The sequence below is a fragment of the Gordonia aquimaris genome, from assembly GCF_026262595.1.
Lineage (GTDB): Bacteria > Actinomycetota > Actinomycetes > Mycobacteriales > Mycobacteriaceae > Gordonia > Gordonia tangerina.
Genome location: NZ_JAPKFM010000021.1, coordinates 37142 through 51528, shown reverse-complemented (window position 1 = coordinate 51528; position 14387 = coordinate 37142). Strand labels below are relative to the sequence as shown.

Annotated in this window: 8 protein-coding genes and 2 riboswitches; of the genes, 4 read left to right on the top strand and 4 right to left on the bottom strand. The window is 67.0% G+C overall.

The features are described 5' to 3' along the window. Positions 1 to 25: 25 nt before the first annotated feature. The 3 genes from OSB52_RS17965 to OSB52_RS17955 are packed head-to-tail and all read right to left on the bottom strand — an operon-like array spanning position 26 to position 3686. Positions 26 to 1288, bottom strand: a complete 1263-nt coding sequence (locus OSB52_RS17965) for a sarcosine oxidase subunit beta family protein (protein ID WP_235725644.1) — start codon at positions 1286 to 1288, stop codon at positions 26 to 28. Between the two features lie 13 nt (positions 1289 to 1301). After that, positions 1302 to 2363, bottom strand: a complete 1062-nt coding sequence (locus tag OSB52_RS17960) for an FAD-binding oxidoreductase (RefSeq protein WP_266062954.1) — start codon at positions 2361 to 2363, stop codon at positions 1302 to 1304. Positions 2364 to 2372: 9 nt separating this feature from the next. Then, positions 2373 to 3686 (bottom strand): aromatic ring-hydroxylating oxygenase subunit alpha, encoded by a 1314-nt coding sequence (locus OSB52_RS17955; RefSeq protein ID WP_266062953.1) that lies wholly within the window; start codon positions 3684 to 3686, stop codon positions 2373 to 2375. A gap of 234 nt (positions 3687 to 3920) precedes the next feature. After that, positions 3921 to 4014, top strand: a riboswitch (glycine riboswitch). Continuing rightward, positions 4015 to 4110: riboswitch (glycine riboswitch) on the top strand. A gap of 44 nt (positions 4111 to 4154) precedes the next feature. Here OSB52_RS17955 and glyA point away from each other — a divergent pair. Both glyA and OSB52_RS17945 read left to right on the top strand, forming a co-directional pair. Beyond that, positions 4155 to 5555, top strand: a complete 1401-nt coding sequence (gene glyA / locus OSB52_RS17950) for a serine hydroxymethyltransferase (RefSeq protein WP_266062951.1) — start codon at positions 4155 to 4157, stop codon at positions 5553 to 5555. Continuing rightward, positions 5552 to 6934 carry an L-serine ammonia-lyase gene (locus OSB52_RS17945; RefSeq protein WP_266062950.1) on the top strand — a complete coding sequence of 461 codons (1383 nt, stop codon included), beginning with the start codon at positions 5552 to 5554 and terminating at the stop codon, positions 6932 to 6934. The genes glyA and OSB52_RS17945 overlap by 4 nt, the downstream gene beginning before the upstream one ends. Here OSB52_RS17945 and OSB52_RS17940 read toward each other — a convergent pair. Beyond that, complete coding sequence (locus tag OSB52_RS17940; protein WP_266062949.1) at positions 6915 to 7949, bottom strand: alpha/beta hydrolase; 1035 nt, start codon at positions 7947 to 7949, stop codon at positions 6915 to 6917. The two genes, OSB52_RS17945 and OSB52_RS17940, sit on opposite strands and share 20 nt — an antisense overlap. 359 nt (positions 7950 to 8308) lie before the next feature. Here OSB52_RS17940 and gltB point away from each other — a divergent pair, with 359 nt between their 5' ends. Both gltB and OSB52_RS17930 read left to right on the top strand, forming a co-directional pair. After that, positions 8309 to 12895 carry a glutamate synthase large subunit gene (gene gltB, locus OSB52_RS17935; RefSeq protein ID WP_266062948.1) on the top strand — a complete coding sequence of 1529 codons (4587 nt, stop codon included), beginning with the start codon at positions 8309 to 8311 and terminating at the stop codon, positions 12893 to 12895. Further along, positions 12888 to 14342, top strand: a complete 1455-nt coding sequence (locus OSB52_RS17930; protein ID WP_235725650.1) for a glutamate synthase subunit beta — start codon at positions 12888 to 12890, stop codon at positions 14340 to 14342. Before gltB ends, OSB52_RS17930 begins: the two co-directional genes overlap by 8 nt. The last annotated feature ends 45 nt before the right edge of the window (positions 14343 to 14387 follow it).

Here is a 14387-nt window from a genome sequence, read left to right as displayed (position 1 = left end):
TCTGTACTCGAGGCGGTGGCGGGGATCAGTGGGCGACGGCGGCGGCGCCGTGCTCGTCGATGAGTCGACCGGTGACGAACCGGTCGAGGGCGAACGGTGCGTTGATGGCGTGTGGGCTGCCGGTGGCCACCGTGTGGGCCAGACACCAGCCGACCCCGGGTGTCGCTTTGAAACCTCCTGTGCCCCAGCCGCAGTTGAGGTACAGGTTCTCGTACGGGGTGGCGCCGACGATGGGTGAGGCGTCCGGGGTGACGTCGACGATGCCGCCCCAGGTGCGCAGCAGCCGGGCCCGACCGAACACGGGGAACAGTTCCACGGCTGCGGCCATCTGACGTTCGATGATGTGGAAGGCGCCGCGCTGACCGTAGCCGTTGTAGGAGTCGACGCCTGCGCCCATCACGAGTTCGCCCTTGTGTGCCTGGGAGACGTACACGTGCACCGCATTCGACATCACCACCGTCGGATGGATGGGTTCGAGCAGCTCGGAGACCAGCGCCTGCAGGGGGTGGCTCTGTACCGGTACCCGGAAGCCGAGCTGGTCGGTGAGGGTGGAGGTGTGGCCGGCCGCGCACAGGGCGACGGTCCCGGCACCGATCCGGCCGAGGTTGGTGTCGACCCCGACCACGCGGTCACCGTCGGTGACGAAACCGGTGACCTCACAGTTCTGGATGATGTCGACCCCGGCGTCACTGGCGCTGCGGGCGAAGCCCCACGCCACGTAGTCGTGTTTGGCGATCCCGCCGCGCGGCTGGAAGGTGGCGCCGAGCACCGGGTAGCGGATGTCGGCCGAGGTGTTGACGATCGGGCACACCTGTGCGACCTGCTTCGGGTCGAGCCATTCTGCATCGATCCCGTTGAGTCGGTTGGCCTCCACGCGCCGGATGCTGTCGCGTACGTCCTGCTCGGTGTGGGCGAGGTTGAGCACCCCTCGCTGGCTGAACAGGATCGGGTACCCGAGTTCGTCTTCGAGGCCCTCCCACAGTTTCAGGGAGTGCTCATAGATGCCGGCGCTCTCGTCCCACAGGTAGTTGGAGCGGATGAGGGTGGTGTTGCGGGCCATGTTGCCGCCGGCCAGCCAGCCGCGCTCCAGCACGGCGACATTCGTGATGCCATGGTTTCGGGCGAGGTAGTGGGCGGTGGCCAGTCCGTGACCGCCCCCGCCCACGATCACCACATCGTAGGTCGACTTGGGTTCGGCTGCCCGCCAAAGGAAGTCGGGGTGGTGGGGGAGGTGCGCGCCGGGTGGGAGCGCGGCGTCGGGTGCGGCGATCCGGGGGTCTGTGGGCATCGTCGGGTGTTCCTCAGTAGTCGATCACAACGGGGGACAGGGGTTCGGAGCAGCAGAGCAGGATCTTGCCCTGGTCGATCTCGCGGGGGCGGATTCCGCCCTGGTGGTTCATCACGACGTCGCCGGAGAGTTTGCGGACCTTGCAGGACCCACACAGGCCCACCCCGCATGACGATGGCAGGGTGACCCCGGCTGCCGCGGCGGCGGCCAGGATTGTGGTCCCCGGCGCGACCCTCACCCGTCGTGCGCGACGGGAGAAGTCCACGACCACGCCGTTGTCGGAGTCGTCCTCGGCGGCAGGCAGACTGAAGCCGAAGCTCTCTTCGTGGATGCGGGCCAGACTTGCCCCGGCCGCCATCAACGAGGTGCGTACCTCACTGCGGAATCGGCCCGGCCCGCAGAGGAAGACCTCTCGGTCGGCGAGGTCCGGGCAGACACGTTCGAGCATGGCGCGGTCGATACGGCCCCGATGGCCGGTCCAGTCGGGCAGCTCGTCGGCGACCATTCGGGTCGCGGCGAACGCCAGCGTCACGTTGGTGTGGGAGCGTGCGAGATCCTCCAGCTCCTCTTGGAACGGGATGTCGTCGACGCTGCGCGCGCTGTGCACGAATGTGATGTCGAGTGGCGACTCGCTGTCGGTCACCGAGCGCAACATCGACATCACCGGCGTGATCCCGCTACCGGCAGAGATGAACAGATATTTCTCGGCCGGGCGCGCGGTGTAGGTGAAGCGACCGAGGGGACCGGTGGCGGCGATCATCATGCCCTCCACCATGTTGTCGTGCAGCCAGTTGGAGACGTAGCCGCCGTTGACCCGCTTGACGGTGATGGACAGAGTGCCCGGACGGGTCGGAGGCGAGGAGATGCTGTAGCACCGCTGGATGGGGCGTCCGTCGATCTCCACCGACAACGACAGGAACTGGCCGGGTGCGAATGCGAAGGTGTGTGAGTCGTCGGAGGCTTCGGGCCCGGTGGAGAACTCCGGTGCACCGCCGGCGATGCGGAAGCTGAACGTGGTCATGTCGCGGGTGGTCTCCGCCCGGGACACGCACTGCAGGAAGATGTCGTCGGCCATGATGATCGGTCACGCACTCGCGGCGTCGGTGACGTGGGAGCTCGGCACGCCCAGACGATCGCGCAGGGTGGTGACGTACCAGTTGATGAATGCCTCCACCTGGAACTCCGACGGGCCGTAGGGACCGGGAACGTAGGCGGGACTGCTGATGCCCTGATGTGCGAGTGCGACGAGGTCGGCGTCCTGCCGGTTGGTGGTCTCCCACATGCCGGTGAGATGGTCGAGGTCATAGTCGACGCCCTCCTCGGCGTCGCGATGGACCAGCCAGGTGGTGCGGACCAGTGTCTTGTCCGCGGCGACGGGGATCACCGAGAACAGCAGTGCGTGATCGCTCGTCACGTGCAGCCACATGTTGGGTTGCAGGTGCATGGAGAGCCGGCCGAGCTGCGCTTCGGGGATGTCGGTCAACAGCCGGCCGCAGGCGGCGGTGCCGTCCAGGGTGAAGGACTCGCCGGCGAGATCGAGAGCTTCTCGCTCGATGTGGAAACCCGTTGGGCGGGTGTCGAGTTGCTCGATGCGGGGGTAGGGGAGACCCCGCCGATCCCAGATCTCGATCTGCGCCGCGGTGGCCCGCCGGTAGCGATCGAAGACCGGTGCGAGCCGGCTGGGGATGGCGTCGGTGCTGCTGTAGCCCCAGGTGGGGAAGAACACGTTGAGCAGTTCGGGATGTCCGCCGCAGTGGTAGCACTCGCGGTTGTTCTCCATGGCGAGTTTCCAGTTGCCGTTCTCGACGAGGTCGGTTTGTTTGGCCACCTTCGCTTCGGCGAGGCGGTGCGGTGCCAGGTACGGCTCGACGATGCCGGCCACCTCGTCGATGTCGTTGGGAGGTTCGTCGGCGAGGCAGATGAACACGAGTCCGGCGATCGTGCGGACGTGGACCGAACGCAGCGAGTAGCAGGACTTGTCGAAGCCGGGCGCCTGCGCGTCGGCGAACTCGAGGCGGCCGTCCATGCCATAGGTCCAGGAGTGATAGCTGCACACGATGGTGCCGGTGGAGCCGTTCGGTTCGGTGAGCAGACGCGCGCCGCGGTGACGGCACACATTGTGATGGGCTCGGACTCGGCCGTGGTCATCGCGCGCGACGATCACCGACCGTGAGCCGAAGGCGATGGTCACGTAGTCGCCGGGCTCGCTGATCTCGGCCTCTGTTGCGACGAAAAGCCAAGACTTGGAGAAGATCTCGTCGAGATCGAGATCGAAGAAGTCGTCGCTCACATAGAAGGGCGCGGCGAGGCTCTCGCCGTGCACGCGTTCGGTGAGCAGGGCGTGGGTGCCGGGTGCCGGGGCGCTGGTGGCGGTACGCGCAACGAATGGTGCGGTCATCAGCGGTGGATGCCTCTCTGCACAGGTCCTGAGGTGGAGGATCGGAGATGGGTTGCAGCACAAGATCACTGAGGGCAGGAATGGGTTCCGGCCGACAGTGGGCTCTGATCGGGGTGGTGATCGAGGAGAATGTTCAAATGTTGCGTGATACGCAACGATGCGCATCCTATGCAACAAGTGTGCGTTCCAGCTCTTGCGCTGTCAAGCCGTACATGCCACTGTTTTCTTCAGCCGCAGACGTGTGCGGGAGATCATCGCGGGACACCGCGACGCCGAAGGAGCAACCACCTCCCGGGAATCTCTCAGGCCCAGGTACCGCACGCCGAGGCAACTCTGGAGACGAATCCGACGACGATGCCGGATTGACCGAAGGTGGCCACCGCTGGTGGCGCAAACTCTCAGGTGAACGGACAGAGCAGGGAGGATCGGACCGGCACTCGCCCGTCCGGCGACAATCGGAGCACGCATATGTCTGCTTTCCACTCGAATCCGCGCCCCACCGACCTGTCCTCGGCGCTGCTGTCCGAACCGCTCGCCGACTTCGATCCCGAGATCGATGCCCTCATCGCGGCCGAGCTCGGCCGGCAGCGCGCCGGGCTGGAGATGATCGCCTCGGAAAATCACGCCCCACTGGCCGTCATGCAGGCGCAGGGCAGCGTGCTGACCAACAAGTACGCGGAGGGCTACCCCGGACGCCGCTATTACGGCGGCTGCGAGCACGTCGATCGGATCGAACACCTCGCCATGGAGCGGCTCAAGGCCCTGTTCGGCGCGGCCTTCGTCAATGTGCAACCCCATTCCGGGGCGCAGGCGAACGCCGCGGTGATGCACGCCCTGATGAATCCGGGCGACAAACTCCTGGGCTTGTCGCTCGCCGACGGCGGACATCTCACCCACGGCATGCGGATCAACTTCTCCGGCCGGCTCTACGACGTCGCGTCCTATGGGGTGTCGCAGGACACACATCGGATCGACATGGCCGAGGTGGCCGAACTCGCGCGTGAGCATCGGCCGGCGGTGATCGTCGCGGGCTGGTCGGCTCACCCCCGCCACCTCGATTTCGCGCGCTTCCGGCAGATCGCCGACGAGGTGGGCGCCTACCTGATGGTCGACATGGCCCATGTCGCGGGTCTGGTTGCGGCGGGTCTGCATCCGTCGCCGATACCGCATGCACACGTGGTCACCTCCACGACCCACAAGACGCTCGGCGGACCGCGTGGCGGGGTCATTCTGACCAACGATGCGGCACTGGCGAAGAAGATCGACAGCGCGGTGTTCCCCGGCCAGCAGGGCGGTCCGCTCGAGCACGTCATCGCCGCCAAGGCCACCGCATTCCGGATGGCCGCGACCGCGGAGTTCGCCGAGCGCCAGCAGCGGTGTCTGGTCGGTGCGCAGCTCATCGCCGAGCGACTCGGACGCGCCGACGCGGCCGCCGCCGGGATCTCCGTGGTGACCGGCGGCACCGACGTCCATCTGGTGCTCGTCGATCTGCGCGACTCGCCCCTCGACGGCCGGCAGGCCGAAGATCTCCTGGCGCAGGTGGGGATCACGGTGAACCGCAACGCGGTACCGCGCGACCCACGTCCGCCCATGGTCACCTCGGGGCTTCGTATCGGCACTCCGGCGCTCGCCGCCCGGGGGTTCGACCGGGACGCCTTCGCGGCCGCCGCCGAGATCATCGCGCGCGTGCTGATCGACGCCGCCGACGCCGACGTGTCGGGCCTGACTGACCGGGTCCGAGCCCTGGCCGAGGCACATCCCCTCTACGTGGAGATGGTGCCGGGACGCCTCGAGATGCCCGGGACATCCGAGGCGGCGACCAGCTACGCGGCAGTGACCAGCTACGTGACAGCGGGGGCGGCACGATGACCGTCAGCGTGTTCGATCTCTTCTCGATCGGTGTCGGACCGTCGAGTTCACACACCGTCGGCCCGATGCGGGCGGCGCAGCGGTTCGTCGGCGGCCTCGCCGCAGCCGGGGATCTGCTCGAGGTGGACCGACTCGAGGTGGAGCTGTTCGGCTCGCTGGCGGCCACCGGCGCCGGTCACGGCACGTTGAGCGCGATCCTGCTCGGTCTCGAAGCACACCGGCCGGAGACCATCACCGCCGACACCAAGTCGGAGCGGCTCGAGGCGATAGATCGCACCGGCCGAATCCGTCTCGGCGGGTTCGTCGACTTCGCCTACACCGAACGCGACATCCGGCTGCATCCCGGTCGGGTACTGCCCCGACATCCCAATGCGGTGGAGTTCCGAGCGCTGGGGCGCGACGGGAGATGTCTGGCCGACGAGTGCTACTACTCCGTCGGTGGCGGATTCGTGGTCGTCGACGGCGAACCGGACGATGCCACTGCGACGGGCGACGTGCCGCACCCGTACGGTTCGGCGGGCGAACTGCTCGCGGTCTGCGCCGAGCGCGGATGGTCGATCGCCGAGGTCGCCCAGCGCAATGAGACCGTCACCCGGTCGACCGACGACGTCCGCGACGGACTGCTGCACATCTGGACGGTGATGGACCAGTGCGTGCGGCGCGGGGTCACCACCGACGGCGAACTACCTGGTGGTCTCCGGGTCCGTCGGCGCGCGAAACAGTGGCGCGACGAGTTGATGCTCGAGGACCCGCTGCGATCGATGACCTACGCCGAGGACTGGGTCAACCTGGTGGCGCTGGCCGTCAACGAGGAGAACGCCGCCGGCGGGCGGGTGGTGACCGCACCCACCAACGGCGCCGCCGGGATCGTGCCGGCGGTCATGCATTACGCCCGGCGCTACACGCCGGCGGGTCGTGCCGATCCCGACGACGTGACGGTGCGTTTCCTGCTGACCGCGGGGGTGATCGGCGGTCTGATCAAGTCCGGTGCCTCCATTTCCGGTGCCGACGTCGGGTGTCAGGGCGAAGTGGGTTCGGCGGCTGCGATGGCTGCCGGCGGACTGGCCGAGATCCTCGGTGGCACACCGGCACAGGTGGAGAATGCCGCCGAGATCGCGATGGAGCACAGTCTCGGTTTGACCTGCGATCCGATCGGCGGACTGGTGCAGATCCCGTGCATCGAACGGAACGCGATATCAGCCGGCAAAGCCATCAATGCCGCACGGATGGCACTGCGGGGGAACGGAAGTCATCATGTAAGCCTCGATCAGGTGATCGCCACGATGCGTTCGACGGGTCATGACATGAACGCCAAGTACAAGGAGACGGCGACCGGCGGGCTGGCGATTCACGTGCCGCTCAGCGTGGTGGAGTGCTGAACGGTACCGACGAACCGAACGCGTCACGCAGAAAATCGCCCGCCTCGCGCAATGCCATGCGGGATTCGGGAGCCAGGCGAGGGAACATCTGGAACACGTGCCCTTGCCCGGGCCATTCCTGCAGTCGCACATCGGCGCCCGCCGCTCGCATGACCCGTGCGATGGCGCGCGCATCGTCGCCCATCACCTCGAGCCCACCGACCTGGATCAGCGTGGGCGGCAACGTCATCGCCTCATCGAGACTGATGCGCATCCGTGGATGATCCGGCGTGGCCGAACCTGTGTACAGCTGCAGGATACGTTGGGCCGAAACGGCATCGATGACGGGATCGCGGGTGCCCCGCAATTGGTTGGCAACCGCCAGGTCGAAGGTGGGGTCGTAGAGAGGGGAGAACAACACCAGCCCGCGAGGTTGGCCGACACCCCGCCGATGGTTGTCGGCGAGCAGGTCGAGCGCCAAATGACCTCCCGCCGAGTCGCCGCCGACGACGATCTGCTCTGGCCGGTAGCCCTGGGCGAGCAGCCAGTGGTACCCGCGGATCGCGTCGTCGCCGGCACTCGGGAACCGATACTCGGGACCGAGGCGGTAGTCCAGGCTGAACGCCGACAACCCGGTCTGCCGCGAGAGTCGGGCGACCAACCCACGGTGAGTGCGCGCCGAACAGACGACGTACCCGCTGCCGTGCAGGTAGTAGAGAATCCGTGTCTCGGCGGGTCGGTCCGGTCGCGCCGGGCCGCCGTGGGCGCCGACCCACTCGCCGCGCACCTGGCCGCTGGAGACGAACTGGTGCACACGCTCGGCCCGGGTGCCGGCCGGGACCGGAGACATCGCCACCAGGGTCCGGTTGACACCGGGGCGCATCGCCGAGATCAGTCGCGGGGATGGGCCGGAGCGCCCCATCCCGGCCACCATCAGAGGGTGGGCCACGCGGGCCAGATAGCCGTTGACGGCCCGGGAGCGGAGCGAGCCCGCACCTCTCGGGCGCCATTGCTGATCGGTTGTCCGTACACTCACAACTCGACGCTAACCCTGTGAGCAGTTTCCGAGGGCCATTTCAGGCTCATACGCTGCGCAATCATCACGATTGTGCTATCCGGATTTCGATACTGGGTACCCGCCGTGAGAAAATGGCTGACAATGCTTTCGCGTAAGCAGGGTGGTGCCGGGGAGAACGACTCGACCCGGGTGCGCCGTCAGCAATGGGGCTGACACGGACACCGCCACGTGGCCCACGGACCTCCCAGGTCAGCCCAACGATTCGGGAGGCATCGCCAGGCCGGTGGCGGCGTCGACATGGACAGACGTCACAGTGTCCGTCAATGGACACGAGGGTGAATGCGTGCGCAGCGTCGCGCACACAGTGAGGCGAACTTATGAAGCATGCTCCGGGCCCCATCGGGCTCTATGACCCGGTCAACGAGCACGACTCCTGCGGTGTCGCATTCGTCGTCGACATGCACGGCCGTCGCAGCCGCGACATCGTCGACAAGGCCATCACCGCATTGGTGAACCTGGAACATCGCGGTGCGGCGGGTGCCGAGCCGAACACCGGCGACGGCGCCGGCATCATGATCCAGGTTCCCGACCGCTTCCTGCGGGAAACCGTCGACTTCGAACTGCCCGCAGAGGGCTCGTATGCCACCGGCATCGCCTTCCTGCCGCAGGGCTCCGAGGACGCCCGCGTCGCCACCGAGGGCGTCGAGAAGATCGTCGAGGCCGAGGGGCTGACCCTGCTCGGCTGGCGCGAGGTGCCCACCAACGAGAACTCGCTGGGTGCGCTCGCGCGCGACGCGATGCCGACGTTCCGGCAGGTGTTCATCGCCGGCGCCGAGGGTATGGACCTGGAGCGCCGCGCGTTCGTCGTGCGCAAGCGGGTGCAAGCCGAGCTGGGCACCAAGGGTGCCGGCGCGGACGGCCCGGGCCGTGAGACCGTCTACTTCCCCAGCCTGTCGGGTCAGACCTTCGTCTACAAGGGCATGCTGACCACGCCGCAGCTGCGTGAGTTCTACCTGGACCTGCAGGACTCGCGTGTCGAGAGCGCGCTCGGACTCGTGCACTCGCGATTCTCCACCAACACCTTCCCGTCCTGGCCGCTGGCGCATCCGTTCCGGCGCGTCGCCCACAACGGCGAGATCAACACCGTCACCGGCAACGAGAACTGGATGCGGGCGCGCGAGGCGCTGATCGACGCGGGTGCATTCGGCGATTCGGATGTGGCCGACAAGATCTTCCCGACCTGCACCCCGGGTGCCTCGGATACCGCGCGGTTCGACGAGGTGCTCGAACTGCTGCACCTCGGTGGCCGCAGCCTGCCGCATGCCGTGCTGATGATGATCCCGGAGGCCTGGGAGCGGCACGAGTCGATGAAGCCGGCGCACCGTGCGTTCTACGAGTACCACTCGGCGCTCATGGAGCCCTGGGACGGACCGGCGTCGGTGTGCTTCACCGACGGCACTGTCGTCGGCGCCGTGCTCGACCGCAACGGTCTGCGGCCGAGCCGCATCTGGGTCACCAAGGACGGCCTCGTGGTGATGGCGTCGGAGGTCGGCGTCCTCGACATCGATCACGCCGACGTGGTGCAGAAGATGCGCCTGCAGCCGGGCCGCATGTTCCTGGTGGACACTGCCGCCGGCCGCATCGTCGACGACGAGGAGATCAAGGACGAACTCGCCGCCGAGCACCCCTACCAGGAGTGGCTCGACCAGGGCCTCGTGCACATCGACGACGTCGCGGCACTCCCGCACGTGCACATGGCGCACGAGCGCGTCGCCCTGCGCCAGCAGGTCTTCGGCTACACCACCGAGGAACTCAACCTGCTGGTGGCGCCGATGGCCAAGACCGGTGCCGAGGCGATCGGCTCGATGGGTACCGACACCCCGATCGCGGTGCTCTCGGCCCGTCCGCGCATGCTGTTCGACTACTTCCAGCAGATGTTCGCCCAGGTCACCAACCCGCCGCTGGACGCCATCCGCGAGGAGGTCGTCACCAGCGTCGGCGGCACCATCGGCCGTGAGGCCGACCTGTTGCACCCGGGACCGGAGTCCTGCCGGCAGATCGTGCTGCCCGAACCGGTGCTCGACAACGACACCCTGGCCAAACTGGTCAACGTCGGCGACAACGGCGACCTGCCGGACTTCCGCAGCGCACACATCCACGGCCTCTACGAGGTCTCCGAGGGTGGTGCAGGCCTGCGCCGTGCCCTCGACGAGATCCGCACCAAAGTCAGCGCCGCCATCGAAGACGGCGTGTCGATCATCGTGCTGTCGGATCGGGAGTCCGACGAGAAGCTCGCCCCGATCCCGTCGCTGCTGCTGACCTCGGCCGTGCACCATCACCTGGTGCGCGAGCGCAAGCGCACCCAGGTCGGGCTGGTGGTCGAGTCCGGTGACTGCCGCGAGGTCCACCACATCGCCGCGCTGGTCGGCTTCGGTGCCGCCGCGGTCAACCCGTACATGGCCTTCGAGTCCATCGAGGACATGGTCGAGCGGGGCGTACTCGGCGACATCGACTTCGCCACCGCCAAGAAGAACTACATCAAGGCCGGCGGCAAGGGTGTTCTCAAGGTGATGTCCAAGATGGGCATCTCCACCCTGGCCTCCTACACCGGTGCCCAGCTGTTCCAGGTCATCGGCCTCTCGCAGGAGACCGTCGACGAGTTCTTCACCGGACTCAACAGCCAACTCGGCGGCATCGGCCTCGACGAGATCGCCGACGATGTGGCCACCCGCCACCGGCTGGCCTTCACCGACCGGCCCAGCGAGCGAGCTCACCGCGAACTCGAGGTCGGCGGCGAATACCAGTGGCGCCGCGAAGGCGAGTATCACCTGTTCAACCCGGACACGGTGTTCAAGTTGCAGCACTCCACCCGCACCGGTCAGTACAAGGTGTTCAAGGAGTACACCAAGCTCGTCGACGACCAGTCGTCGAAGATGGCCTCGCTGCGCGGCCTGTTCGACTTCAACTTCGGTGACCGCGACCCGATCCCGATCGACAAGGTCGAACCGGCCAGCGAGATAGTCAAGCGCTTCTCCACCGGCGCGATGAGCTTCGGCTCCATCTCGGCCGAGGCGCACGAGACCCTCGCCATCGCGATGAACCGCCTGCGGGGGCGGTCCAACTCGGGCGAGGGCGGCGAGGATCCGCGCCGCTTCCACCACGATGAGAACGGCGACTGGCGACGCAGCGCGATCAAGCAGGTCGCGTCGGGCCGATTCGGGGTCACCTCGCACTATCTGACCAACTGCACCGACATCCAGATCAAGATGGCCCAGGGCGCCAAGCCCGGCGAGGGCGGACAGCTCCCGCCGCACAAGGTGTACCCGTGGGTCGCCGAGGTGCGCGGCTCCACGCCGGGCGTCGGCCTCATCTCGCCGCCGCCGCATCACGACATCTACTCGATCGAGGATCTCGCACAGCTGATCCACGACTTGAAGAACGCCAACCCGCAGGCCCGGATTCACGTGAAACTGGTCTCCGAGGTGGGTGTGGGCACCGTCGCCGCGGGCGTGTCCAAGGCGCACGCCGACGTGGTGCTCATCTCGGGCCACGACGGCGGCACCGGCGCGACCCCGCTGACGTCGATGAAGCATGCCGGCGCCCCCTGGGAGATCGGTCTGGCCGAGACCCAGCAGACGTTGCTGCTCAACGGACTTCGTGACCGCATCGTCGTCCAGGTGGACGGTCAGCTCAAGACCGGCCGCGACGTGGTGGTGGCCGCACTGCTCGGTGCCGAGGAGTACGGCTTCGCCACCGCACCGCTGGTGGTGTCGGGCTGCATCATGATGCGCGTGTGCCACCTCGACACCTGCCCGGTGGGTGTGGCGACGCAGAATCCGTTGCTGCGTGAACGGTTCACCGGCAAACCGGAGTTCGTGGAGAACTTCTTCATGTTCATCGCCGAGGAGGTGCGGGAACTGCTGGCACGTCTGGGCTTCCGCACCCTGCAGGAAGCGGTCGGACACGTCGAGGCGCTCGACACCACCAAGGCGCTGTCGCACTGGGGCTCGGCGAAGGCCGGCAAGCTCGATCTGTCGTCGGTGCTCGCGATGCCCGAGTCCCCGTTCATGAACCAGGACCTCTACTGCTCGGGTGTGCAGGATCATTCGCTGGACAAGGCACTCGACCAGCAACTGATCGCACAGAGCCGGGAAGCCATCGACAGCGGCACCCGGGTCTCGTTCAGCTCCAAGATCACCAACGTCAACCGGACCGTCGGCACCATGCTCGGCCACGAGGTCACCAAGGCCTATGGCGCGCATGGTCTTCCGGACGGCACCATCATGATCGACTTCACCGGATCGGCCGGCAACAGCTTCGGTGCGTTCGTGCCCAAGGGCATCACGCTGCGACTCGAGGGTGACGCCAACGACTTCGTCGGCAAGGGCCTGTCCGGTGGGCGACTGGTGGTCCGTCCGGCCCGCAATGCACCGGAAGGATTTGTCGCCGAGAACAACATCATCGCCGGCAACGTCATCGGATTCGGCGCCACCGGCGGCAAGATCTTCTTGCGCGGTGTAGTCGGCGAACGCTTCTGCGTTCGTAACTCCGGTGCGACCGCGATCGTCGAGGGTGTCGGCGACCACGGCTGCGAGTACATGACCGGCGGGCGCGTGGTGGTCCTCGGTGACACCGGCCGCAACTTCGCCGCCGGCATGTCGGGCGGCATCGCCTACGTATACGACCCGTACGGCAAGCTCGGCGACAACCTGAACACCGAACTCGTCGACCTCGAGGAGCTCGACGACGAGGACATCGCTTTCCTGTACGGCATCGTCGAAGAGCACCGCGCCGAGACCGATTCACCCGTCGCAGCCGCGGTACTCGCCGATTGGGAGAACAACAAGGACAAGTTCTCCAAGGTGATGCCGCGCGATTACAAGAAGGTGTTGCTCGCGATCGAGAACGCCGAGCGATCCGGACGAGACGTGAACGAAGCGATCATGGAGGCCGCACGTGGCTGACCCCAGAGGATTTCTCAAGCACACCGAGCGGGAGTTGCCCGACCGGCGGCCGGTCGAGCTGCGACTGCTGGACTGGAAAGAGGTATACACCGACTTCGACAAGAAGGAACTGCAGACGCAGGCAAGCCGCTGCATGGACTGCGGTATACCCTTCTGCCACAACGGCTGCCCGCTGGGGAACCTGATTCCCGAGTGGAACGACCTGGTCTACAACGACCGGTGGCGCGACGGAATCGAGCGGCTGCACGCGACCAACAACTTCCCGGAGTTCACCGGGCGGCTGTGCCCGGCGCCGTGTGAGGCGTCGTGCGTGCTGGGTATCAACCAGCCCGCCGTGACCATCAAGCAGGTGGAGGTCGAGCTCATCGACAACGCCTTCGAGAACGGTTGGGTCGCCCCGGTGCTGCCGACGGAGAAGACCGGCAAGTCGGTTGCCGTCATCGGCTCCGGCCCGGCCGGACTCGCCGCCGCCCAGCAGATGACCCGCGCCGGACACGACGTCACACTGTTCGAGCGGGCCGATCGCATCGGCGGGCTGCTGCGCTACGGCATCCCCGAGTTCAAGATGGAAAAGCGCCACATCGATCGCCGGCTGGCGCAGATGGAGGCAGAGGGCACCGTCTTCAAAACCGGTGTGAACGTGGGCGTCGACGTCACCGTCGAGCAGTTGCGCGCCGACTTCGACGCGGTGATCCTGGCCAACGGCTCCACCATCGGCCGTGATCTGCCGATCCCGGGCCGCGAACTCGACGGCATCCATCAGGCGATGGAGTTCCTCCCGCAGGCCAACCGGGTGCAGCTCGGCGACACCGTCGAGGGCCAGATCTCCGCCAAGGGCAAGAAGGTCGTCATCATCGGCGGCGGCGACACCGGCGCCGACTGCCTGGGTACCTCGCTGCGCCAAGGCGCCGAGATCGTGCACCAGTTCGAGATCATGCCCAAGCCGCCGATCGAGCGTGCCGAGTCCACGCCGTGGCCGACCTACCCGCTGATGTACCGCGTGTCGTCGGCGCACGAGGAGGGCGGCGAGCGCGTCTACTCGGTCAACACCGAGGAGTTCATCGGCAGCGACGGCAAGGTCACCGCCCTCAAGGCCCACGAGGTCGTCATGCGCGACGGTCGCTTCGAGAAGGTCGAGGGCAGCGAGTTCGAGCTGGAATGCGACCTGGTGCTGTTCGCGATGGGCTTTGTCGGGCCCGAACGCGGCGACCTGCTCGACAAGATGGGCGTCGAATACGACCAGCGCGGCAACATCAAGCGCGACGACGATTTCGCGGCCATCGGGCAGGACGGAGTCTTCGTGGCCGGTGACGCCGGGCGTGGCCAGTCGCTGATCGTGTGGGCGATCGCCGAAGGGCGCTCGGCGGCCGCGGCAGCCGACGCCTACCTGGCCGGCCGCTCGGACCTGCCGGCGCCGATCGTGCCCACCCAGGTGGCGCAGCGCTGAGCTCAGACGCATGAGAAGTGCCGCGGATGGGTATCCATCCGCGGC